This window comes from Rhodoferax sp. P1_F3 (assembly GCF_056405715.1).
In genome coordinates, this window is sequence record NZ_JBFUBO010000002.1 from 606,774 (window position 1) to 629,563 (window position 22,790).

Here is a 22,790-nt window from a genome sequence, read left to right on the forward strand (position 1 = left end):
CCCAGCGTCGGCTTTTTATTCCAGCGCCACCACCCGCAGCACATCGCTGGCATAGGCTTCCAGCTTCTTGGCGCCTATGCCGCTGATGCCCTGCAGGTCTTCCAGGCTCTGGGGTGCCCGCTGTGCAATGGCTGCCAACGTGGCGTCATGAAAAATCACATAGGCGGGAAGGTTGTGTTCTTTGGCCACATCCGCTCGCCAGGCCTTGAGGGCCGAGTAGCGCAGCAGGCCTTCGCTGTCCAGGTTGATGGGCGCTTTGACCACGGCACCCAGGCGCGGATTGCGTCGGCTCTTGCGGTCCGCCGGGGCTGACACGGATTCACGCAAACTCACTGGCACCTCGCCTTTGAGCACCGCCCGTGATTCGGCCGTGAGCTGCATGGTGTTGAACTCGCCCTGCACCGCCACCGCGCCCATGGCAATCAACTGGCGCAGCACGCCACGCAGCTGAAGCTCCGAAAAATCTGTCCCCACGCCAAAGGTGCTTAGGCTGGCGTGGCCGTACTGCGTGACTTTCTCCGTCGTTTTGCCACGCACGATGTCCATCAGGTGCCCGGCACCAAAGCTCACGCCACTCATCTGCTGGATGCGGTAGATGGTGGACAGCAGTTTGCGGGCGGCGTCGGTGCCGTCCCACACGGCGGGCGGGTTCAGGCAGTTGTCACAGTTGCCACAGGGCTGGCTGGCCTCGCCAAAGTAGCCCAGCAGCCGCACCCGGCGGCAGTCCGTGGCCTCGGCCAGGCCCAGCAGGGCGTCGAGCTTGCCGCGCATCACCTGCTTGAATTCTTCGCCAGCCGGGCTTTCGTCAATCATGCGGCGCTGGTTCACCACGTCTTGCAGGCCATAGGCCATCCAGGCGTCGGCGGCCAGGCCGTCGCGGCCGGCGCGGCCGGTTTCCTGGTAGTAGCCTTCGATGTTCTTGGGCATGTCGCGGTGGGCCACAAAGCGCACATCGGGCTTGTCGATGCCCATGCCGAAGGCGATGGTGGCTACCATGACGATGCCTTCCTCGCGCAAAAACCGGTCCTGGTGGGTCTGGCGCACTTTGGCGTCCAGCCCTGCGTGGTAGGGCAGGGCCTTGATGCCCGCGTCCACCAGGGTCTGCGCCATGTCTTCCACCTTCTTGCGGCTCTGGCAGTAGACGATGCCGGCCTCGCCCTCGTGCTCGCGTTCAATGAAGCGCAGCAGCTGCAGCGTGGAATCTTTCTTCTCGACGATGGTGTAGCGGATGTTGGGTCGGTCAAAGCTGCTGACAAAGGCGCGCGCGTCTTCGAGCTGCAGCCGCTCCAGGATGTCGGCGCGCGTCAGGTCGTCGGCCGTGGCGGTGAGTGCGATGCGGGGCACGCCGGGGTAGCGCTCATGCAGCACCGTCAGGTTGCGGTAGTCGGGCCGGAAGTCGTGGCCCCACTGGCTCACACAATGGGCCTCGTCAATGGCAAACAGGCTCAGCTTGCCGCGTTCGAACAGCGAATCCAGCAACGCCAAGAAGCGCGCGTTGTTCACCCGCTCCGGCGCGGCGTAGAGCAAGGTGATCTCGCCGCGCAGCAGTTGTTGTTCGATCTGGTAGGCCTCGTCGCCGCTCAGCGTGGAATTGAGAAAGGCGGCGCTGACGCCGGCTTCATGCAGCGCGCCCACCTGGTCGTGCATCAGGGCAATCAGTGGCGAGATGACCAGCGTGGCACCTAGCCCGGCCTGCTGGCGCACGATGGCCGGTACCTGGTAACACAGACTCTTGCCTCCGCCCGTGGGCATGAGCACCAGCGCATCGCCGCCATCGGCCACGTGTTCCACGATGGCCTGCTGCGGGCCGCGGAAGGCGTCGTAGCCAAACACGGTGCGCAAAATGTTGCTGCAGGCATCCAGAGTGGCGCTGGAAGAATAAGTTTCTGCTATCAAAATAGGAGCTATTGGCGCGGTGGTTACGGGGGCTAGAGCACTAAAACATTCAAAACCCAGGCTTCGCCGGTGCGCGGCGCCGGATGAAGGGAAATTCTCCTATTGTCGGGCAAGCCTGTCGCTACACTTGAACCCATGATCGACCAGCCCATCGTGCTCGACACCCAGTTGCAAACCAAGGCCTTGTTGCAGCTGTGCAAGCGACTGGAACGCGCTTGGACCCTGCCCGACATTCTGGCCGCCGTGGCGCCTGTGGTGGAAGACGTTTTGGGCTACGCCCACGCCTGGCTGGCTTTGATAGGCGACCGCCCCGGGTTTGTGTCTGTCATCAGCCAGGCCACGTCCGATGCGGACTACCGGCAACTGCATGCCAAGGCACAGACCATGGACATTCCCATTGCGGGCGACCGCATGCTGGAGGAAATCCTGGCGGCCGACCACGTGGTCGTGGTCAACGACGCACGGACTGACCCGCGCACCAACAAAGAGGTGGTGGCGCAGCTGCACAACCGCACCATCATCAATGTGCCGCTGCTGCTGGCAGATGAGCGTCTAGGCGCTGTGGGTATTGGTACCTTTGGCGATGGGGAGGGCGTGCGCCCTCCGGCCGATTGGCAGATCGATTTCATGCAAGCGCTGGCCGGCCACGTGGCTGTGGCGCTGGACCGGGTGCGCTTCATGCAGGCGCGCAAGTTTGCCGAAGACGCGCTGTACCAAGAGAAAGAACGCCTGCAGGTCACCCTGCACTCCATCAGCGACGCGGTGATCACCACCAATGCCGAAGGCGAGTTGCTCTACATCAACCCCGTGGCCGAGGCGCTGACGGGCTGGACGCTGGCGGGCGCTGTGGGGCGCCCTTACCGGACGGTGTTCAACTTGAGCACCGCCGAAGCGGCGGCGCCTCGCGCGGATCTGGTGGCCGATGCCATCGCGGCGGCGGAAACCCACCGCTATCCCCAGCTCAGCCTGGCGCACCGCCTGGAGGGCACTTTGCTGGTCGAGGCCGCGGTCTCGCCCATCCGCGACGCCGATGGCGAGGTGCAGGGCGCGGTGCTGGTGTTCCGCGATGTAACCGAGCAGCGCCGCCTGAGCCAGGAAATGGCCTTTCAGGCCACACACGACGAATTGACCGGACTGGGCAACCGGCGCGCCTTTGAACAGGCGCTGGCCGAATGCTTTGACCGCACGCGCGACCAGGACCAGCGCCACGTGGTCTGCTACCTGGACCTGGACGAATTCAAAGTGGTGAACGACACCTGCGGCCACACGGCGGGCGACGAGCTGCTGCGCCAGACCGCACAGCTGTTCTCGGAGGTGCTGCGCGAGGAAGACCACCTGTGCCGCATAGGTGGGGACGAGTTCGGCATCGTCCTGACCCACCAGACCGTGGCCCAGGCCCTGCGCGTGGCAGAGCGCCTGCAGCTGAGCCTGGCGGCCTACCGCTTTACCTGGCGCGACCAGAGTTTTGGCGTGGGCGTGAGTGTGGGCATGGTGGTGCTGGATGCGCAGAGTGAAAGCGTGGGCGCACTCTTGCAGGCCGCCGACAGCGCCTGCTACGTGGCCAAGGATTCAGGCCGTGGCCGCATCCACGTCTATGCGAGTGACGACCCGGCGCTGGCGCAGCGTTATGGCGTGATGGAGTGGGTCAGCCGCATCGAGCGTGCGCTGCAAGAAGACCGCTTCGTGCTCTATGGCCAGCCCATCGTGCCCATCAACCCCGGCCCCGCGGTGGGGCTGCACTGCGAATTTTTGCTGCGCCTGCGGGACGAGGCGGGCGCGCTGGTGCTGCCAGGTCAGTTCATGCCTGCGGTGGAGCGCTACCACCTCGCCGCCCGCGTGGACCGCTGGGTGGTGACGCACGCGCTGGAGTGGATGGTGGCGCACCAGGACCACATTGACCAGTGCTCGATCAACCTGTCGGGTCAGTCGCTGGGCGACGAGGTGTTCATGGCCTTTGTGCTGGACACGCTGGCCCACACGCCCTTGCCGTGCCGCAAGCTGTGCTTTGAGATCACGGAGACCGCCGCCATCAGCAACTTGCACACGGCGAAGCATTTCATCGACACCCTGCGCCAACTGGGCTGCAAGCTGTCACTGGACGACTTTGGCAGTGGCCTGTCGTCTTTTGCCTATTTGCGCAACCTGCCGGTGGACGAACTCAAGATCGACGGCCAGTTTGTGCGCGACATTGTCACCGACCCCATCAGCTTGGCCATGGTGAAGTCCATCCACGAGATTGGCTGCCTCATGGGTAAGAAAACCGTGGCCGAGTTTGTCGAGAGTCCGGCCATTCTGGCTGTGTTGTGCGGCTTTGGCGTGCACTATGCCCAAGGCTATGCAGTCGGCCACCCCATGCCGCTGGACGCATTGTTGGCGCTGCACCTGGGCCAGGCTTAAGACCATTTAGCCTTCACGGCCGCTGCGTTGTGAATTAAAATAGTCAAATCCCAAGGGGCGCTGCAGCTGGCGCCTGCCTCTACGACAGGCAGGCCTCCGGTCAGGCTTGGGACTCCCAACTGCGCTCACTTGTTTAAAACCACACAGTGAGCCGCATCCATGAAGCCCATCACCTACACCCGCGCACAAGCCCTGCCAGGCATTCTGGAGAAGCGCATCGCCATTTTGGACGGCGCCATGGGCACCATGATCCAGCGCTTCAAGCTGGGCGAGGCGCAGTACCGTGGCGAGGGTTACACCGGCCCGGGCAGCCAGGGCGACCGCTTCAAGGACTTCCACAAGGACGTCAAAGGCAACAACGAATTGTTGAGCCTCACCCGGCCGGACGTGATCAGCGACATCCACGAGCGCTACCTGGCCGCGGGTGCCGACCTGATCGAGACCAACACCTTTGGCGCCACCACGGTGGCCCAGGCCGACTACGACATGGCCGACCTGGCCATTGAGATGAACCTGGTGTCGGCCAAGCTGGCCCGCGCCGCCTGCGACAAATACAGCACGCCGGACAAACCCCGCTTTGTGGCCGGCGCCCTGGGCCCCACGCCCAAGACGGCCAGCATCAGCCCCGATGTGAATGACCCCGGCGCGCGCAACGTCACCTTTGAAGAGCTGCGCGCCGCCTACTACGACCAGACCAAAGCGCTGGTGGAGGGCGGCAGCGACGTAATTTTGGTGGAAACCATCTTTGACACGCTGAACGCCAAGGCCGCGCTGTTTGCGGTGGACGAGTACTTTGAAGCCAGCGGCGAGCGCCTGCCCATCATCATCAGCGGCACAGTGACCGACGCGTCGGGCCGCATATTGAGTGGCCAGACCGTCACGGCCTTCTGGCACAGCGTGCGGCATGCGCAGCCGCTGGCCATAGGCCTGAACTGTGCGCTGGGTGCGGCGCTGATGCGCCCCTACATTCAGGAACTGAACAAGGTGGCGCCGGACACCTTCATCAGCTGCTACCCCAACGCCGGTCTGCCCAACCCCATGAGCGACACCGGCTTTGACGAAACGCCGGACGTAACCAGCCGCCTGGTGCGCGAGTTTGCCGAGGAAGGTCTGGTGAATATTGTGGGCGGCTGCTGCGGCACTACGCCTGACCACATTGGCGCCATCGCCCATGCGGTGAACCCGATTGCTGCGCGCAGCGTGCAGCGCAATTTCTTCTACAAAGAAGCCGCCTGAACTGAGGACATTGCAATGAAAAAAGTCACCTGGGGCGTGCTCAGCACCGCCAAGATCGGCATGGAGAAGGTCACGCCTGCGCTGATGCGCAGCCAGTGGTGCGACGTGCAGGCGATTGCCTCGCGCAGCTTGCCCAGCGCGCGGGCTGCGGCTGATACGTTGGGTATTCCGAAGGCGTATGGTTCATACGAAGAGCTGCTGGCTGACCCGGCCATCGAGGCCATTTACAACCCCTTGCCCAACGACCTGCACGTGCCGATGACGCTGGCCGCAGCGCGTGCGGGCAAGCATGTGCTGTGCGAGAAGCCGGTTGCGCTCAATGCCAATGAAGCAGCGCAGTTGCGCGAAGTGGCTGGCAAGGTGCACATCATGGAAGCCTTCATGGTGCGCTTTCACCCGCAGTGGCTGCGCACGCGCGAATTGGTGCAGAGTGGCGCGCTGGGCGAGCTGCGCACGGTGCAGGCGTGGTTCTCGTACTTCAACCGCAACGCGGACAACATCCGCAATGACGCTGCCAAGGGCGGCGGTGCGCTGATGGACATTGGCTGTTATCCCATCGTGGCCGGTCGCTTCCTGTTTGGCGCTGAGCCCGTGCGCGTGATGGCGCTGGCGGACATGGATCCGGACTTCGGTGTGGACCGCACCTTCAGCGCATTGCTGGACTTTGGCGGTGGTCGCCGTCTGGATTTCACTGTGTCCATGCAAACCACGCCCTACCAACGGGTGCACGCCATTGGCACCGAGAAACGGGTGGAGATTGAGATTCCGTTCAACGCCCCCCAGGGCCAGGAAACCCGCATCTTTGTGGATGATGGCAAGGTGTTGGGTGGCCGCGAAGCGGCGGTCGAGACCTTTGCCGCCTGCGACCAGTACAGCCTGGAAGGGGATGCCTTCTCGTTGGCCATCCGCGGCGCACAGCCTCTGCACTACGGTGTGGAAGACGCCATCCAGAACATGCGCATCATCGATGCGCTGTTTGCCTCGCAGCGCAGTGGTGCCTGGGAAGTCGTTGCCGGTTAAAATTGGGTCTCCAAGGAGCGTTGCAGCAAACCCGGTGCGGTTTGTCAGGCTTGGACCGGGTGGTGCCACCCTCGCAACGACGCTCACCTGTGACCCCATTTTTCAGGTGAGTTTATGCCCCAAGCCCCCGCCAACACTGCGCAAGCAGCTATTAAAAACGTAGCGCCCATGATGCTCTCCGGTCTGGAGCCGGTCCTGATCGACAGCAGTAGCCTGTTCGTCAATGTGGGTGAGCGCACCAACGTCACCGGCTCCAAGGCCTTTGCCCGCATGATCCTGAATGGCCAGTTCGAGGAAGCGCTGGCTGTGGCCCGCCAGCAAGTGGAAAACGGCGCCCAGATCATCGACATCAATATGGACGAGGCCATGCTGGACAGCCAGGCCGCCATGGTCCGCTTCCTGAACCTGATTGCGTCCGAGCCCGATATTTCCCGTGTGCCCATCATGATCGACAGCTCCAAGTGGAGCGTGATCGAGGCCGGCCTGCGCTGTGTGCAGGGCAAGGCGGTGGTGAACTCCATCAGCATGAAAGAGGGCGTGGACGCCTTCAAGCACCAGGCCAAGCTGCTGCGCCGCTATGGTGCTGCCGCTGTGGTGATGGCTTTTGACGAAAAAGGCCAGGCCGACACCTACGAGCGCAAGGTGGAGATTTGCGAACGCGCTTACCGCATCCTGGTGGACGAGATCGACTTCCCGGCGGAAGACATCATCTTCGACCCCAACATCTTTGCCATTGCCACCGGCATTGAAGAGCACAACAACTACGCGGTGGACTTTATCAACGCCACGCGCTGGATCAAGGAAAACCTGCCCGGCGCCAAGGTGAGTGGCGGTGTGTCCAACGTGTCGTTCAGCTTCCGCGGCAACGACCCGGTGCGCGAGGCCATCCACACCGTGTTTCTGTACCACGCCATCCAGGCGGGTATGGACATGGGCATCGTCAACGCCGGCATGGTGGGCGTGTACGACGACCTGGAGCCCGTGCTGCGCGAGCGCGTGGAAGACGTGGTGCTGAACCGCCGCGACGACGCGGGCGAGCGCCTGGTGGAGATTGCGGAGACTGCCAAAAGCGGTGCCAAGGACGAAAGCAAGAAGCTGGAGTGGCGCGGCACGCCCGAGGCGCCCGCGTCCGTCGGGCAGCGCCTGAGCCATGCCCTTGTGCACGGCATCACCGACTTCATCACCCAAGACACCGAAGAGGCCTACCAGAACGTGCTGGCCAAGGGCGGCCGCCCGCTGCATGTGATCGAAGGCCCGCTGATGGACGGTATGAACGTGGTGGGCGACCTGTTCGGCCAGGGCAAGATGTTTTTGCCTCAGGTGGTGAAAAGCGCGCGCGTGATGAAGAGCGCCGTGGCCCACCTGCTGCCCTATATCGAGGCCGAAAAGCTGGCCATGGTGGAGGCTGGTGGCGAAGCCAAGGCCAAGGGCAAGATCGTCATCGCCACGGTGAAGGGCGACGTGCACGACATTGGCAAGAACATCGTGACCGTGGTCTTGCAGTGCAACAACTTCGACGTGGTCAACATGGGTGTGATGGTGCCCTGCCACGAGATTCTGGCGCGCGCCAAGATCGAAGGCGCGGACATCATTGGCCTGTCCGGCCTGATCACGCCCAGCCTGGAAGAAATGCAGTACGTGGCCGGCGAGATGCAGAAGGACGACTACTTCCGCATCAAGAAAATCCCGCTGCTCATCGGCGGCGCCACCACCAGCCGTGTGCACACGGCGGTGAAGATCTCGCCGCACTACGAAGGCCCCGTGGTCTATGTGCCCGACGCCTCGCGCAGCGTGAGCGTGGCGCAAAGCCTGCTGAGCGACAGTGCGACCAAGTACATCGACGAGCTGAACTCTGACTACGACAAGGTACGCCACCAGCACGCCAACAAGAAGCAGACACCGATGTGGCCTCTGGCCAAGGCACGCGCCAACAAGACGCCGATCGACTGGGCTGCGCACCAGCCCACGGTGCCGAAGTTCATCGGCCGCCGCGTCTTCAAGAACTTTGACCTGGGTGAGCTGGCCAAGTACATCGACTGGGGCCCCTTCTTCCAGACCTGGGACTTGGCAGGACCGTTCCCTGCGATCTTGAAGGACGAGGTGGTGGGTACCGAGGCCGTGCGCGTGTACGCCGACGGCCAGCGCATGCTCAAGCGCCTGATCGAAGGCCGTTGGCTGACCGCCAACGCCGTCGTGGCGCTGTACCCGGCCAACACGGTGAACGACGACGACATCGAGTTCTACACCGATGAAAGCCGTTCCGAAGTCGCGATGACCTGGTACGGCCTGCGCCAGCAGACCGAGAAGCAGGAGATTGACGGCGTGATGCGTCCCAGCCGCTGCCTGGCCGACTTTGTGGCGCCCAAGGGTGTGAAGGCGGACTACGCGGGCCTGTTCGCGGTAACGGCCGGCATTGGCGTGGACAAGAAGGAAAAGTACTTCCTGGACGACCTGGACGACTACTCGGCCATCATGCTCAAGTCCATTGCCGACCGTCTGGCCGAGGCCTTCGCCGAAGCGCTGCACCACCGCGTGCGCACCGACCTGTGGGGCTATGCGGCCGACGAGGCGCTGAGTAATGAGGATCTGATTGCCGAAAAGTACAGGGGCATACGCCCCGCGCCCGGCTACCCGGCCTGCCCGGACCACAGTGTCAAGAAGGACATGTTCGACCTGCTGCAGTCCGAAGAAATCGGCATGGCGGTGACCGAGAGCCTGGCCATGACCCCGGCGGCCAGTGTCAGCGGCTTCTACATTGGCCATCCGGATGCCACGTACTTCAACGTGGGCAAGATCAGCGACGACCAGGTGCAGGACCTAGCCCAGCGCCGCAACCTGAACCAGGCTGAGCTGCAGCGCCTGCTGGCGCCCAATTTGTAAGCAGTTGGTGCCGACCAAGGTGCCGGCTTTACCCAGCGTTACAAATCAGACACGCCGCGGCCGGTTGCGGTGTGTACCTTTGGCTTAACGGGCACCAAGCCCCTTTTGCTGGAGGAAAACCATGAGTACTGTCGCCATTCCCGGAGTGCCCCAACCCGGCGCCCACCGGATGCTGTGGGCTGTCATTGCGGCCTTGGGCGCGACCACGCTGGCCCTGGGGGCCGCGCTGGTGCAGGTGAATCGCCAAAGTGGTGAAGAAATAGCCGCGTCAACTCCGCTGACACCCGTGGCCACCGTCGCCTCGGTGCTGGAGCCCGAGCTGGCGACTAAAAATGAAGAAATAGTGACGGAAGCCCCCGCCAAACCTGCGCTAGCAGCTCCTAAAAAGATAGTGAAATCTCAGTCGGCCAGCGCGAAGGCACATAGCACTGTAGCTGCCAAGCCCCCGACCACCGAGCCTTGGGAGGTGATTGACGCCGCCCCCACCGGAGCGGGCGTGCCCGTGGCCTCCGGCACCCCACACAAGGCCATTTGCGCGGTGTGCGGTACGGTCGAGTCTGTCACCCCGGTGGAGCGTGAGGCTAAGCCCAGCGGCGCGGGCGCAGTGGCCGGCGCAGTGCTGGGCGGGTTGGTCGGCAACCAGTTTGGTGGCGGTGACGGCAAGGCGCTGGCCACCATCGCCGGTGTTCTGGGTGGCGGCTGGGCCGGCAACACTGTAGAGAAGAAGATGAAGAAAGACATGGTCTACCGGGTGGAAGTCCGCATGGAAGACGGTTCGATGCGCTCTATCGAGCAGAGTAGTCCCGCTACGGTTGGCGCACGCGTCAAGGTGGAGGGCAACAGCATCAGCCCGGCTAATGAGCCCGCGCCCGCCGCCTGACCAAGAGCGGTTCAGGAGTGGTTCGCCCCCTTTGAAACGGGCTTGCGTGCTATTATTTTTGCAAACCGCAAAAGGAATAGCGCATGAACATGGCAACGGCAGCGCCCGGTGCGCCCGACGGGTCTCGCCCGTCGTCACCGCCTCCGCCCCCAGGCCGCCCTGAAAAACTGCGGCTGGGCGACGTGCTGGTCCAGCAGCGCCTGATTTCCCAAGAGCAGCTGCAGCAAACCCTGGAGCTGCAGCGCACCACCGGCAAAAAGGTGGGGCGCCTGCTGATCGAAACCGGGGTCATCACCGAAGAGCTGCTGGCCAATGGCTTGGCCCGCCAACTGCGCATTCCCTTTGTCAACCTGAAGACGTTTCCGTTTCGGGCCGAAGTCACCAAGCTGTTGCCGGAAAGTGCAGCCCGGCGTTTCAAGGCGTTGGTGCTGGAAGACAAGGGTGACAGTCTGTTGGTAGCGCTGGGCGACCCCCTAGACCTGTTTGCCTACGACGAACTGACCCGCCTGCTCAAGCGCAATATCGGCATTGCCGCGGTGCCCGAGAGCCAGTTGGCGCTCGCGTTTGACCGGCTCTACCGCCGCACGGAAGAAATCAGCGGTCTGGCCCGCGCCCTGGAAAAAGACCTGGGCGACGCGGTGGACTTTGGCGAATTGACCGCTACCGTGGGCATTGAAGGCGCCCCCGTGGTGCGCCTGCTGCAGTCGCTGTTTGAAGATGCCACGCAGGTGGGGGCATCGGATGTGCACATTGAGCCACAAGAGGGTTTTCTGCAAATCCGCGTGCGCGTGGACGGCGTGTTGCAAACCCAGACCCAGGCCGATAAGCGCATTGGCGGCGCGCTGGCCCAGCGCCTGAAGCTCATGGCCGGTTTGGATATTTCCGAGAAGCGTCTGCCGCAGGACGGCCGTTTCAGCGTGCGTCTGAAGGACAACACGATTGACGTACGGCTTTCCACGCTGCCTACGACCTATGGCGAATCCGCGGTCATGCGGCTATTGAACCAGGGTGCCGGCATGCGGCGGCTGGACACCATCGGCATGCCGCCGGACATGCTCAAGCGCTTTCGCGAGGTGCTATCCCGCAGCTCCGGCATGGTGCTGGTCACTGGCCCGACGGGTTCTGGCAAGACCACCACGCTGTATGCCGCATTGGCTGAAATCAATGCGGCCGAGCTCAAGGTCATCACCGTGGAAGACCCGGTGGAGTACCGCCTGCCCGCCATCACCCAGGTGCAGGTGAACGACAAGATTGAACTGACCTTTGCCCGTGTGCTGCGCGCTTGCCTGCGCCAGGACCCCGACGTGATTCTGGTGGGCGAAATGCGCGATGCAGAGACGGCTGAGATCGGCCTCCGCGCAGCCATCACCGGGCATTTGGTGTTATCGACACTGCACACGCGCGATGCCATCAGCACCCCGTTCCGGCTGCTGGACATGGGCGTGCCGCCCTTCATGGTGGCAACCTCCTTGCAGGCCGTGATTGCCCAGCGCCTGGTCCGCATGAATTGTCCCGAGTGCTCGGCACCGCATGCGCCCACACCGCAAGAGCAGTCCTGGCTGGACACCATGCTGGCGCCTGGCACTACCCTGACGCCCAAGCGGGGCCTGGGCTGCTCGCATTGCAATGGAACTGGATATGCTGGCCGACAAGGTGTGTACGAGTTGCTGGAAATGGACGCAGTGCTGACCCATGCCGCATCCCACTCCGACCCCGCCAGCTTTATGCGCACTGCGCGTGAGCGCATGAAGGGCCACACCATGGCCCACCATGCGCTGGAGATGGTGCGCCAGGGGCGCACTTCGCTGGCAGAGGCGCTGCGCATTGGGTTTGACGCTGACGACGACCTCGATCCCGAGGCTGCCTGATGGCGGTTTACACCTGGCGCGGCCGCAACAACCGGGGAGAAGCCGTCACCGGTCAACTGGAAGCGCTGACCGAAGGTGGCGTAGCTGACCAGCTACTGTCGATTGGTGTAGCGCCGGTGCACATCGCGCTGGCCGAGGTGAAGGAAGAAAAGTCCAGCGAGGGTCTGCTGGCCCGCCTGAACCGCAAACCCATTGTGGTGGAAGATCTGTTGATCTTTTCGCGCCAGATGTACACGCTGAACAAGGCGGGTGTGCCCATCTTGCGCGCGTTTGCGGGGCTGGAGGCCTCTGCTACCAAACCCGCCATGGTGGACATGCTGAAAGACATACGCGCGAGCTTGGACCAAGGACGTGAACTGTCTGCCGCGTTGGCGCGCCACGGCGCGCTGTTTGGGGGGTTCTACATTTCCATGATCCGCGTAGGTGAGATGACCGGCCGGCTGACCGAGGTGTTTATGCGGCTGACGGAGCACATGGAGTTTGAACGCGATGTGCGCGAGCGCATCAAGCAGGCGACGCGCTACCCCACGTTTGTTGTTATCGCCTTGGCCGTGGCCATCGTAGTGCTCAACGTTTTTGTGCTGCCGGTGTTTGCCAAAGTGTTTGCTGGATTCAACACCGAATTGCCATTGATCACGCGTGGATTGTTGGGGTTTTCGAGTTGGATGATTTCCTGGTGGCCTTTGCTTATCGCCATGGTGTTTGTCAGCATTGTGGCCGTGCGCGCGTATTTACGCACGCCTGATGGGCGCTATCGTTGGGACTCGCGCAAGCTCAAGTTGCCCATCATTGGCGACATCATTTTGAAAGCCACGCTGGCGCGTTTTGCCCGCAGCTTTGCACTGTCCAGCCAAAGCGGGGTGCCGCTGGTGCAAGCACTGACCGTGGTGGCGCAAACGGTGGACAACGCCTTCATTGGCAGCCGTATTGAGCAAATGCGCGACGGCATCGAGCGCGGTGAAAGCATCTCGCGCTGCGCGGCGGCTACTGGGGTGTTCACCCCCGTGGTGTTGCAAATGATCAATGTGGGCGAGGAAACTGGCGAGCTGGATAACCTGTTGTTTGAAATCGCTGCCATGTACGAGCGCGATACCGACTACAGCATCAAGGGCCTGTCGGCCTCCATCGAGCCGATTTTGCTGGCGGTGGTTGGTGTTCTTGTGTTACTGCTAGCGCTCGGCGTGTTCTTGCCGTTGTGGAACATGGGCCAGGCTGCCATGGGCAAGGGCGGCGGCTAGGTCGTGGCTGTGGTGCGGCCTGTCGCGCAGCCTTCACCCGTTTGGAGTGGGCGGTTGGCAGAGTGGGGCGTGCTGGTTTTGCTGGTGTTGGTGATGGCCACTGTGTTTGTGTGGCAGATACGTGACGTGCGCGGCCAAGCCGAGCTGTCACAAATCAAAAGCACCCTGGGTGCCCTGCGCACGGCACTTGTGGTCGCGCATCTGGAGGCAGCAGTGGCCGGAAGTCGCGGCAAAGCAGAACCATCCGCAACGCCGAACCAACGCAATCCATTTTTGGCGTTGGCCTCACTGCCTGCCAATTACGCTGGGTTGGCCGACGCAGAGGCGCTGGCTGCACTGCCGGGCGGCAGTTGGGTATTTGATCCGGCTTGTGTGTGCGTCGGCTACCGGCCAATGGATACGGATCGGTTGGACTTACCCCGCGGAGCGCAAGCCCTGTGGTTCCAAGTCAGCAAACCACCTGGACCTTTGCAGATCAACCCGCAACTGTTTTATGTGTGGATGGGCCAGACGGTGGATTAGGGTAGATGTAACAAAACCACGAAATAAGGGTAAATCGTGATACAGATCACGTACTTAGCCCTCAAACTTGATGCACGACAATAGTTCATTGCAATAGAATTAAATTGCAATGCGTCTATAGATGACGTTGGAGCCCGTTTCAGGACGGAGCAAGAAGTTTTTTCAAACGAAAGGCGGACAACATGAAACAAGTACAACGCGGCTTTACGCTGATTGAGTTGGTGATGGTGATTGTGATCTTGGGTGTGTTGGCTGCGGTGGCGCTTCCGCGCTTTGTGAACCTGCAGGGCAATGCGATCACTGCGGCCACCCAAGGTGTTGCTGGTGGTCTGTCCTCAGCCTCTTCTGTGAACTACTCTGCACGCCTTATCCAAGGCGCAACTACGGCAACTGTTGCAGTTGCGGATTGTGCAAACGTCGCGAACGCGTTGCAAGGTGGATTGCCTGCTGGCTACGCAATTACTACACCCCAAGCTGTGGCCGTGAATGCGACTGTCAACAACTGCGTTGTTTCAAACACCACCGTGGTACCAAACGTTACCGCCGCGTTTTCTGCTACAGGCATTTTGTAGAAAGACAGCAACGCCATTTGAGGCCGAGAGCCCAAAAAAAAGCGCTTGGCAATGACTTGCCAAGCGCTTTTTTTCTTCAATCAAGAAGATACTGATTGATAGCTGCGGGTACCTGTTTATGGTAATTTCCCTTTTCTCCCGCCGGTGCAACGTTCAGACCTTTTTGAAAGGCCGAGATGGCTTGTTTTTGGAATTCTGGGCCTGCTTTGGAATAGAGATGCCCCAATCTGAAATAGCTGTCTAAAGCTAGCTCTGGCCAAATGCTTGCACGGAGTTGCAGCGCGCGCGCGGCGATGGCATGGTCGCCGGTCTGGAGGCCCAGTGCATACCCCAGTTGGGTGAGATCGTAGTCAATAACACCTTCATCGAAATAGCTATTTAGCTTGCTGATAGCTTCTACCGGGTGTCCTGTTTTCTGCAATATGCGTAGATCCAGCGCCCTCACTCTTGGCGTGTTTGGTTGTAGACGTTGCAGTTCCTGCCATGCATGTCGAGCCTGTACTTCCTGTCCCAATTCCGAATAGGACATCACGAGATTCGCCCACACATTCGCGATATGCGGTCTGGAAGCAGCGATGCTCTCCAAAGCCCACGTCGCGTTGGCCCAATCACCATTCGCTATGAGTTGCTCTGCGGCCACGGCGCTTAACTTTCTGTAGTGGGGGTTTAAGGCGATTCCTTCGTACAACATCACTTGCGCTTGAGCGCGAGCGGTCTGCGCCAACGTCGGGTCGCTTTCTGCCTGCATGGCGGCACGGTTCATGAGTCCGATACTGCTCAAAATCTGTGCTTCTGCTCGCATCGCTTGCCGGCTAACCCACAGGGCAAGCATGGTGCTGAACGCCAGCACCACCAAAGCAGCCCGCCAGGAGTGCGTTGCCCATCGATAGGTACTGCTGCGCAAGCCGTCGCTCCAACCATGCCAGCTGTCCGTGGCTGCGAGTAAGGCCAAGCACAGCATATATATTGCCCCTGTGCTGGCCATGCGCCATGGGAATCCGGCGTTGCTGACAATCAGCAGTGCCAAGAGACTGGTCAAAGCGATGGCTCGCAATGCTGCATCCGGGGTATGCGCAGCTGTGGGGAGCTTCCAGGTACGTCCCGCACTGAGCAGCAAGTAAGCAAAGAGAACAGCTAGAAAGCCGCCGCCTACCACGGCACCATATTCCGCTAAGAGCTGCAGGTATTCGTTGTGCGCGTAGTAATCCGTTTCTAAGGACGAACCGGAGTCTTGGTATAGCGGAACCTTGACTTCCCAAGCACCGGCCCCTACACCGGTCCAAGGTTGGCCCATCAGCATGCGGGCGGACGCTTTCCACATCACAGCACGTATAGAGAAAGAGCCCTCGGTGTATTCCGTGGCGCGAGCGACCGACGCTGTACGCAAAAAACTGCGCTCTAGTGCATTGAGGCCCATTTTTTCTTGGAGCACTGCGGTGTTGTGACTTGGGAGGACTCCCAGTGTGAGGATGCCAGCAATGAAAACGAACACCACTGAGGTGGTGGATCCCCTGCTCCAATGGCCCCAGGCCAGTTGCAGGCGGTAGCGCCACACGATGAAGATTAATGTCGGCGCAACCACCAGCAGCGCAATTAGAGCGGAGCGGGTGCCGGTCATCATCAGCGCAACGACATTGAACGCCAGGGACAAAGCCATCAGCTGCCGCCAGTGCACTGCGCGCAATTGCACTAGTGCCAAGACCGAAAAGGGTAGGGCACACACCGCATACTCCGCAAAGAAATTGCGGTTGACGAACGTTGAGGCTGGTGTCGCTGCTTGGGGAATCCAGCCAAGGTCTCCCCAAAACTGGGCGGCCGTCCACATGGAAGCGCCAACCGCACCCGTATGGATGCCCCAAACTAAGATGTGTACGTTTTCGCGGGTGATGGCATTGAGGCCCAGCCATAGCAACAGGCTCAAAAGCGCCCAACGCGTGGCTTCCACGGCGGCAAGGTAGGTGTGCGACCAAACCATGCTGCCAAGGGCGTAGGCGCACAGGGCCAGCGGCAGCCAAACCAGACCATGCCAATGCACTGGACCAGACTTGCGCAGCCCTCGGCTCACAAATACCATGGCTGCTATCAACACGCCCAGAGCCACAAGGGCCGACTTCAGCGTGTCCTGCAGAACTAGCTCGCTGGGAACGCCCAGAGCAGGTACCAACGCCATCATGCTGGCCAGTACCAGCACAGTTGCGTTGGAGCCATGCAAGGGGGTGGGGGTTATTCCTTGCGGAATGGATGGGGTTTGTGCAGCAATTTCGTGCGGAGTGATCGGCATAGGTTGAGTAAGCTTGGCGGGGCGGCTCAATAACGGGTTTGTTCGCAGCACGAGAAGACGCGCTTGAAGAACAAATAGTGGTTAAATATGCCTCCAGCCCTCGTCGTCGTTGCGCTAGAGGCTCCTAAAAATATAGCAAATGTAAGTGATCATCGTGTCCCGACATGCCATTTTTGCTTCAGCAAACTGTTGTCCTCGCGTTGACCGAGTGAGATGGTCGGGTGGGTTTACGCTCATTGAGCTCATCATGGTGTTGGTTCTGATGGGGGTGTTGGCAGTCTTCGCCATGCCTCGAATGATGAACGCGGATTCTTTTTTCGCACGCGGCTTTCATGACGAAACCTTGGCGTATCTGCGCTATGCACAAAAGACTGCGATATCCCAAAGGCGGACAGTCTGTGTAGCGTTTGGTGGCAATACCCTCACTTTAACGATCGCCAATGCGCCAGCCGCTGCCTGTAATACGGCGCTACCCGGCCCCGGGAATGCAGCGCAACTCACCGCCAGTGGGGCCACGGTTTACGGTAATGCACCTGCGCCTGTATCTTTCAACTTCAACGGCTTGGGCCAACCGGTTAACGCGGCTGGGACGGCATTGGCAACACAAACTTTTCAGGTGGCCACAGTGACCCGTAACATCACCGTGGAGAGTGTGACGGGATATGTGCATGAGTAAAAGAGCCGCTGGTTTTACTCTCGTAGAGCTCATTGTTTTCATCATTGTGGTAGGCATTGGGCTGGTCGGCATCTTGTCGGTTTTTAACAATACGATCCGCTCAAGCGCAGACCCGTTGGTTCGCAAGCAAAGTTTGGCTATCGCTGAATCCATGTTGGAAGAAATTTTGCAAAAGGAATTTGCCAATCCCGCGGGCGGATACGCCGGGCCAACTCGTGCCTTGTTTGATGATGTCGCGGATTACAACAACTACTCAACCGTCGGCGGGATCGTCGATGCTCAGGGGAATGCGGTTCCGGGGCTGGGCAACTACAACATAGCGCCTGCAGTGATAGTTGCCCCGCTAGCCAACTGGAACGGGGTTGGCATATCTGCTCTGCGGGTCACCGTATCGGTGTCCGGCCCTGGAGGCACTATTGTGCTCGTGGGCTACAGAACCTGACAATGCGCTATGACACAGGCTTCGCGTCACTATCAATATGGTTTCACCCTGATCGAACTAGTCATGGTGATCGTGATCTTGGGCATTGTTGGTGGCATGGTAGCCGTGTTCATGCGCGGCCCCATCGATGCCTATATTGCCGGTGGTCGCCGAGCCACCTTGACCGATGTGGCCGACACCACCATACGTCGCGTGACGCGCGATCTACGTACTGCTTTGCCCAACAGTATCCGTACCCCTACCAATCAGTGCATTGAATTCATACCAACTAAAACGGGTGGCCGCTATCGGACTGAAGATACTGGTGCGGGTAACAACCTTGACTTCACGATCGCAGACGCCACCTTCAACATGCTAGGGAACAACGGTGCCCTACCCGCTGAGCAGCGCATTGTTGCCGGTGCTGCTGGCGTAGGTGACGTGGTAGTGGTTTACAACCTAGGGATTGCCGGTGCGGACGCCTACGCCAACAACAATACCGCAAGAGTGACGGGCATCGCCAACGGTGCGGAAACTGCGATCACTATTGTTCCTACCCTGTTTCCATTGGCTTCGGGGGGGAACCGATTTCAAGTGATACCCGCTGGAGAGCCCGTGGTGGGCTATGTTTGTACGGGTGACGGCACGTTGCGTCGATACGTGCAAGCCCTGCCCTATCCGTTGCCGGCTGCTTGCCCTGCGCTTGCAGCTGTAGCCGCATCCCCTATCCTTGCCCGCAATGTGGGGGCTTGCAACTTTACTGTTGGCGCGGTCAATCTGCAGCGCAATTCGTTGGTGACGTTGAGCTTGCAACTGACGGAGGCTGGCGAAGTGGTGAGCCTCCAAAACGAAGTGCATGCGAGCAACACGCCATGACACAACCAGAGCATCTGCAACGAGGTTTTGCCGCTATTGCCGCTATTTTTCTGGTGGTGATATTGGCCGCTTTGGGAGGCTTTATGTTGACGTTTTCTAACGCGCAGCAACGTACTTCGGCGCAAGACGTGCAGGGTACCCGTGCCTACTGGGCTGCCAGGGCGGGGTTAGAGTGGGGAATCGCTAGCGCTGCGGTTGCTGTGGCCTGTCCAGCTTCTCCAACCAATTTGGCGATTGAAGGTTTCGCCGTGGCAGTGACATGCACTTCAGCAGTGTTTGTTGACAATGGCAACCGCACCATCTTTCAACTCAATGCCACGGCATCCGCTGGCGGTGTGGTGGGGGGGGCCGGCTTTGTTGAGCGCAGCGTCTCCGCTTCGTTTGAATGACAGCATGTGTGGTATGGGTCCATCAAGGAGCAAGCAATGAAGATGGCGCAGATTTTCGCGCGCGGCATGGTAGCTGCGGCTGTGTTCTGGCTATTGTTGGTCGGTGTCGGCGCACAAGCAGCCACCTACGCCTACCGCTCCGACACATTCGCCTACGACACGCCTTCGGGCGCGGCCACCAGCTTAACCTGGCATACCAGCGGCGCAGCACCCGGGTGCACCTCCTACCCCAATGGGGACGATGACTGGGCAGATGTTGCCTTTCCCTCGGGTTTTACTTTTACTTTTGGGGGCGTCAACTATTCCAGTGTACGGGTGTATTCCAACGGCATCTTGGCGTTTGGTACTGACGTATCTGGCTTCCACCGCGAATACACACCGCGGGCCTTGCCGATCAATGCTGCGGGGCCCGCGCTTGCGGGCTGCGTGAATGCTGTACCAACCAAGCTGATGATTGGGTACTGGGTGGACATCATTGCGGGCAGCGCCAGCGGCATCACCAATGCTGCGGTTAAGTCGGAGTTGCTGACGGACGGATTGGGCCAGAAACGGTTCGTGATCACTTGGGACAACGTGGCTTTGTATGGCGATGCGAGCACGCGTTACAGCTTTCAAATTGCTCTATATGCCAGCCTGAGCGGTGTGAATGGCAACTTCCGCTACCAGTACACCACGGGTTCCACCACCGGCGTGGGGGCCGCAGTGGGGGTGCAGCTCAGCACCACGGACTACACGCAGTTTGCCTTTAACCAGAACTTCATCGACACGGCAGTGGGCACTGCCATACTTTGGTACCCTGCCAATCAATTGGCGGCTAAGAGCGCTGAATACCGATTCGACGAAGGCTTGTGGCTAGGTACGGCTGGCGAGGTCAAGGATACGTCTGGCAGCTCACAGCATGCGACGAAGGTGGGGCTCAGTAGCAATATTGCCGGGGGCAAACTCTGCCGAGGGGGGAGTTTCACCGGCAATACGCTGAATCTAACCGTGGATGCAGTAGCCACTCCGATCGTCCCTGCCAATCGCGGGTCAGTGAGTTTTTGGTTCAAATCAACGACAGCCTGGAACTCAGCAGACGCGATGCTGTTCGATGCAACCACCGTAGCTGCCCGTCCTTTCTTCCTCATGAAGCGCTCCAACGGAGCCTTGCGTTTTGCGGTGACTGACAGTGGCGGCACGGTGCGTACGGCAGAGACAACCACGGGGTATACCTATGGGGCCAATACTTGGCACCACATTGCCGTGAGCTGGAGTTTCACTCCCGGCACCAACCAGACGGTGCAACAAATCATTCTCGACGGAGTTTTGGTCAACACGTCCGGCACTACGCCCTTTCGCACAACCTCCACTGGAGCCATTGCCACGCCTAGTACTCTCTATATTGGTGACAACCGCACATCTGGAATTACACCGAGCACAGGTACCCCCAACGGGGCCAACGGAACCATTGACGAGGTGTACATCTACGCCATCGATATCAATGCCACACAGGCTGCGGCCGACATGGCTTTGACCCGTCCGTTGTGTACGACACTGGATCACTTTCACATCGTCCATACCGGCGAACAGGTGAGCTGTGGCGGTGCGGTGGCCAACATTACGGTGGAGGCGCACGATGCCAGTCACGGACTCATCAGCTTGGCCGGTACCACCATGCAGATGTCCACCAGTACCGGGCACGGCAACTGGTCCGGGGTGAGCACCATCAATCCAGTAGTGAACTCGGGCAGTGGGAACGGTAGCTATACCTTTAGCGGTGAGTCTTCCATCGTGCTGGGCTTGTCCAATTCCACGGTGGAAAGCCTGAATATCAATCTCAACTCTGGCGGCATCACCGAACACTCTGGCGCTGCCAGCAGCTGCGTGGCACAGGACTACACGTTGGGCACCACCTGTGATGCGAACTTGAACTTTGTGCAGGCTGGATATTTATTTGACGTGTCCGACCATGTGTCTGAAGTGAGCCAGTCGGTTAGCGTGAAGGCAGTTAAAAAATCGGACAACAGCGCGGCTTGCGTGTCCGCGTATGCCAACACCAGCCGCAACCTGACCTTTACCTGTGCCTACACGAATCCGACGACGGGGACGCTGCCAGTTCGTGTAGGGGGCAAGGCATTGAATACGTCCAACTCCACGGCGACGGCTTGCGATGCGACTGGTCAGGCAGTCAATTTGTCCTTCAACGCCAGTGGTGTGGCTACCACCACCGTGCAGTACGCTGACGTAGGGCGCGTTACTTTGGCAGCGCAGGAGACGACCGCGGGGATCACGATGACAGGCTCCGACGTCTTTGTGGCTGCACCTGCCAGTTTTGCCTTCAGTGCCATTACGGCGGCGCCGATCAGGGCGGGCGTCAATTTCAGTGCCACGGTGTCGGCCAAAAATAGTGCGGGTGCTACCACGCCCAACTTTGGCAAGGAAACGGCTGCGGAGAGTGTGGTTCTGGCCTTCGCCAAAGTGTCCCCTACCGGCACTGGTGCAGTCAATGGAGCCTTCTCCGGTAGTGTTGGTGCGTTCAATTCCGGCAGCTCAACTTCGAACGCCCTGAATTGGACAGAGGTCGGGACCATAGACATCACCGCTGCGCTGACCAGTGGCAGCTACTTGGCGTCTGGCCTAACCGCAACAGGGACTACTGGCCCCGGTGGAAACGTGGGGCGTTTTGTGCCAGACCATTTTGATACGGTGGTGACTCAAGGCTGCGCCGCAGGTGCATATTCGTACTCCGCGCAGCCATTTGCTGTGCAGGTGATTGCGCGCAACCGTGCCGGTGCTACAACTGCCAACTACGACGGTAGCGCCAATACCAACCCAAATTTTTCCAAAGCGGTGACGTTCTCAGATGCCAATGCTTTGCCGGGAGGAGCTCTGGCACCTACGGCAGTAGCAGCAAATACGTTTGTGGCGGGCACGAGCGCTGTGGCCCCGGCCTTCACCTTTGCAGCAAGGACGACTGCTCCAGGTGTTATTCGGCTGCGTGCGCTGGATGCTGACAACGTCTCATCCGCAACCGGCAATGACGGCACGGCTGCCACGGCCTTGGAGGGCGTAACGACGATCCGCAGCGGGCGGGCGCGATTGTCGAATGCGCTGGGTTCAGATCGGCTGGACTTGCCGATGACTTTCCGAGCCGAATACTGGGCGAGTGCTGCAAACGGCTGGGTGGTCAATACCCAGGATTCTTGTACCAACGCAACACTCGCATTCACGCCCGTAGCGGGGACTCCCAATATTGTGGGCAATACCTGTGTGACTGAGCCCGGCAATAACAGTGGAGTGGGGTGTGCCGCGGCACCCACGGTGGCCAATCGCCGCTACCTTGAAACGGGGGTTGTGGGTACTGATAGCAGCGGTGTGGCCGGATTCGCGGGCAACTTCAATCTTTGGCTGCGGGCACCAGGTGCTGGCAATGTGGGATCCATCGATGTCACTGCCAACGTCCCCGCCTGGTTGCAGTTCAGCTGGACCGGTGCAGTGGCGAATCCCGTGGGCCGCGCCACGTTTGGGGTCTACAGGAGCCCGTTGATCTACCGCCGTGAGAACTACTGAACACTCTGTTGTCAATTTTGCAAACCCTAGGCAAAAGCCCAAAGAATGCTGTCATGATTGTGCAACCAGCTATTAAAATGAGAGCAAAT

Annotated in this window: 16 protein-coding genes and 2 riboswitches; of the genes, 14 read left to right on the forward strand and 2 right to left on the reverse strand. The window is 60.3% G+C overall.

Annotated elements, in window-relative coordinates; all coding sequences use genetic code 11:
• Window positions 1-15: 15 nt before the first annotated feature.
• Entirely contained in the window at window positions 16-1,896 is a 1,881-nt protein-coding gene (gene recQ, locus AC1DZ5_RS05585) for a DNA helicase RecQ (RefSeq protein WP_477886911.1), read from the reverse strand.
• 135 nt (window positions 1,897-2,031) lie between these two features.
• On the opposite strand from recQ, the gene AC1DZ5_RS05590 reads away from it, so the two are divergent.
• The 9 genes from AC1DZ5_RS05590 (at window position 2,032) to AC1DZ5_RS05630 (ending at window position 14,509) form a co-directional block, all read left to right on the forward strand.
• Complete coding sequence (locus AC1DZ5_RS05590; protein WP_477886913.1) at window positions 2,032-4,293, forward strand: EAL domain-containing protein; 2,262 nt, start codon at window positions 2,032-2,034, stop codon at window positions 4,291-4,293.
• A 46-nt stretch (window positions 4,294-4,339) separates the two neighbouring features.
• A riboswitch (S-adenosyl-L-homocysteine riboswitch) is annotated at window positions 4,340-4,427 on the forward strand.
• 25 nt (window positions 4,428-4,452) lie between these two features.
• Complete coding sequence (locus AC1DZ5_RS05595; protein WP_477886915.1) at window positions 4,453-5,529, forward strand: homocysteine S-methyltransferase family protein; 1,077 nt, start codon at window positions 4,453-4,455, stop codon at window positions 5,527-5,529.
• A 15-nt stretch (window positions 5,530-5,544) separates the two neighbouring features.
• Window positions 5,545-6,549 carry a Gfo/Idh/MocA family protein gene (locus AC1DZ5_RS05600; protein ID WP_477886917.1) on the forward strand — a complete coding sequence of 335 codons (1,005 nt, stop codon included), beginning with the start codon at window positions 5,545-5,547 and terminating at the stop codon, window positions 6,547-6,549.
• A 6-nt stretch (window positions 6,550-6,555) separates the two neighbouring features.
• A riboswitch (S-adenosyl-L-homocysteine riboswitch) is annotated at window positions 6,556-6,641 on the forward strand.
• 22 nt (window positions 6,642-6,663) lie between these two features.
• Window positions 6,664-9,429 carry a methionine synthase gene (gene metH / locus AC1DZ5_RS05605; protein ID WP_477886919.1) on the forward strand — a complete coding sequence of 922 codons (2,766 nt, stop codon included), beginning with the start codon at window positions 6,664-6,666 and terminating at the stop codon, window positions 9,427-9,429.
• A 121-nt stretch (window positions 9,430-9,550) separates the two neighbouring features.
• Window positions 9,551-10,309 (forward strand): outer membrane lipoprotein, encoded by a 759-nt coding sequence (locus AC1DZ5_RS05610; protein ID WP_477886921.1) that lies wholly within the window; start codon window positions 9,551-9,553, stop codon window positions 10,307-10,309.
• Window positions 10,310-10,398: 89 nt separating this feature from the next.
• Complete coding sequence (locus AC1DZ5_RS05615; RefSeq protein ID WP_477887038.1) at window positions 10,399-12,177, forward strand: GspE/PulE family protein; 1,779 nt, start codon at window positions 10,399-10,401, stop codon at window positions 12,175-12,177.
• The gene (locus AC1DZ5_RS05620; RefSeq protein ID WP_477886923.1) at window positions 12,177-13,415 is read left to right on the forward strand and encodes a type II secretion system F family protein; all 1,239 of its coding nucleotides are present in this window, start codon (window positions 12,177-12,179) and stop codon (window positions 13,413-13,415) included. Before AC1DZ5_RS05615 ends, AC1DZ5_RS05620 begins: the two co-directional genes overlap by 1 nt.
• A 54-nt stretch (window positions 13,416-13,469) precedes the next feature.
• Window positions 13,470-13,937: a hypothetical protein gene (locus tag AC1DZ5_RS05625; protein ID WP_477886925.1), complete on the forward strand. Its 468-nt coding sequence runs from the start codon at window positions 13,470-13,472 to the stop codon at window positions 13,935-13,937.
• Between the two features lie 182 nt (window positions 13,938-14,119).
• The gene (locus AC1DZ5_RS05630; protein WP_477886927.1) at window positions 14,120-14,509 is read left to right on the forward strand and encodes a type II secretion system protein; all 390 of its coding nucleotides are present in this window, start codon (window positions 14,120-14,122) and stop codon (window positions 14,507-14,509) included.
• 76 nt (window positions 14,510-14,585) lie between these two features.
• Here AC1DZ5_RS05630 and AC1DZ5_RS05635 read toward each other — a convergent pair whose 3' ends face one another.
• The gene (locus tag AC1DZ5_RS05635; protein WP_477886929.1) at window positions 14,586-16,790 is read right to left on the reverse strand and encodes an O-antigen ligase family protein; all 2,205 of its coding nucleotides are present in this window, start codon (window positions 16,788-16,790) and stop codon (window positions 14,586-14,588) included.
• Window positions 16,791-16,998: 208 nt separating this feature from the next.
• On the opposite strand from AC1DZ5_RS05635, the gene AC1DZ5_RS05640 reads away from it, so the two are divergent.
• Genes AC1DZ5_RS05640 through AC1DZ5_RS05660 form a run of 5 tightly spaced genes read left to right on the forward strand, consistent with a single transcriptional unit; the run spans window position 16,999 to window position 22,701 of the window.
• Window positions 16,999-17,466, forward strand: coding sequence for a pilus assembly FimT family protein (locus AC1DZ5_RS05640; RefSeq protein ID WP_477887040.1), 468 nt, complete (start codon window positions 16,999-17,001; stop codon window positions 17,464-17,466).
• The gene (locus AC1DZ5_RS05645; protein ID WP_477886931.1) at window positions 17,459-17,908 is read left to right on the forward strand and encodes a prepilin-type N-terminal cleavage/methylation domain-containing protein; all 450 of its coding nucleotides are present in this window, start codon (window positions 17,459-17,461) and stop codon (window positions 17,906-17,908) included. Before AC1DZ5_RS05640 ends, AC1DZ5_RS05645 begins: the two co-directional genes overlap by 8 nt.
• Window positions 17,909-17,917: 9 nt before the next feature.
• A complete protein-coding gene (locus AC1DZ5_RS05650) occupies window positions 17,918-18,763 on the forward strand; it encodes a prepilin-type N-terminal cleavage/methylation domain-containing protein (RefSeq protein ID WP_477886933.1) in 846 nt (281 codons plus the stop codon).
• Window positions 18,760-19,152 carry a hypothetical protein gene (locus tag AC1DZ5_RS05655; RefSeq protein ID WP_477886935.1) on the forward strand — a complete coding sequence of 131 codons (393 nt, stop codon included), beginning with the start codon at window positions 18,760-18,762 and terminating at the stop codon, window positions 19,150-19,152. The genes AC1DZ5_RS05650 and AC1DZ5_RS05655 overlap by 4 nt, the downstream gene beginning before the upstream one ends.
• 36 nt (window positions 19,153-19,188) lie before the next feature.
• Window positions 19,189-22,701 (forward strand): DUF6701 domain-containing protein, encoded by a 3,513-nt coding sequence (locus AC1DZ5_RS05660; RefSeq protein WP_477886937.1) that lies wholly within the window; start codon window positions 19,189-19,191, stop codon window positions 22,699-22,701.
• The last annotated feature ends 89 nt before the right edge of the window (window positions 22,702-22,790 follow it).

What these genes read in the sequence shown, in the direction of transcription:
- AC1DZ5_RS05635 (WP_477886929.1), bottom strand. Translation starts at nt 16,790, where the DNA reads ATGCCGATCACTCCGCACGAAATTGCTGCACAAACCCCATCCATTCCG.
- AC1DZ5_RS05590 (WP_477886913.1), top strand. Translation starts at nt 2,032, where the DNA reads ATGATCGACCAGCCCATCGTGCTCGACACCCAGTTGCAAACCAAGGCC.
- AC1DZ5_RS05630 (WP_477886927.1), top strand. Translation starts at nt 14,120, where the DNA reads ATGAAACAAGTACAACGCGGCTTTACGCTGATTGAGTTGGTGATGGTG.
- AC1DZ5_RS05655 (WP_477886935.1), top strand. Translation starts at nt 18,760, where the DNA reads ATGACACAACCAGAGCATCTGCAACGAGGTTTTGCCGCTATTGCCGCT.
- AC1DZ5_RS05645 (WP_477886931.1), top strand. Translation starts at nt 17,459, where the DNA reads ATGAGTAAAAGAGCCGCTGGTTTTACTCTCGTAGAGCTCATTGTTTTC.
- AC1DZ5_RS05600 (WP_477886917.1), top strand. Translation starts at nt 5,545, where the DNA reads ATGAAAAAAGTCACCTGGGGCGTGCTCAGCACCGCCAAGATCGGCATG.
- AC1DZ5_RS05595 (WP_477886915.1), top strand. Translation starts at nt 4,453, where the DNA reads ATGAAGCCCATCACCTACACCCGCGCACAAGCCCTGCCAGGCATTCTG.
- AC1DZ5_RS05650 (WP_477886933.1), top strand. Translation starts at nt 17,918, where the DNA reads ATGACACAGGCTTCGCGTCACTATCAATATGGTTTCACCCTGATCGAA.
- AC1DZ5_RS05620 (WP_477886923.1), top strand. Translation starts at nt 12,177, where the DNA reads ATGGCGGTTTACACCTGGCGCGGCCGCAACAACCGGGGAGAAGCCGTC.
- AC1DZ5_RS05610 (WP_477886921.1), top strand. Translation starts at nt 9,551, where the DNA reads ATGAGTACTGTCGCCATTCCCGGAGTGCCCCAACCCGGCGCCCACCGG.
- metH (WP_477886919.1), top strand. Translation starts at nt 6,664, where the DNA reads ATGCCCCAAGCCCCCGCCAACACTGCGCAAGCAGCTATTAAAAACGTA.
- AC1DZ5_RS05660 (WP_477886937.1), top strand. Translation starts at nt 19,189, where the DNA reads ATGAAGATGGCGCAGATTTTCGCGCGCGGCATGGTAGCTGCGGCTGTG.
- AC1DZ5_RS05615 (WP_477887038.1), top strand. Translation starts at nt 10,399, where the DNA reads ATGGCAACGGCAGCGCCCGGTGCGCCCGACGGGTCTCGCCCGTCGTCA.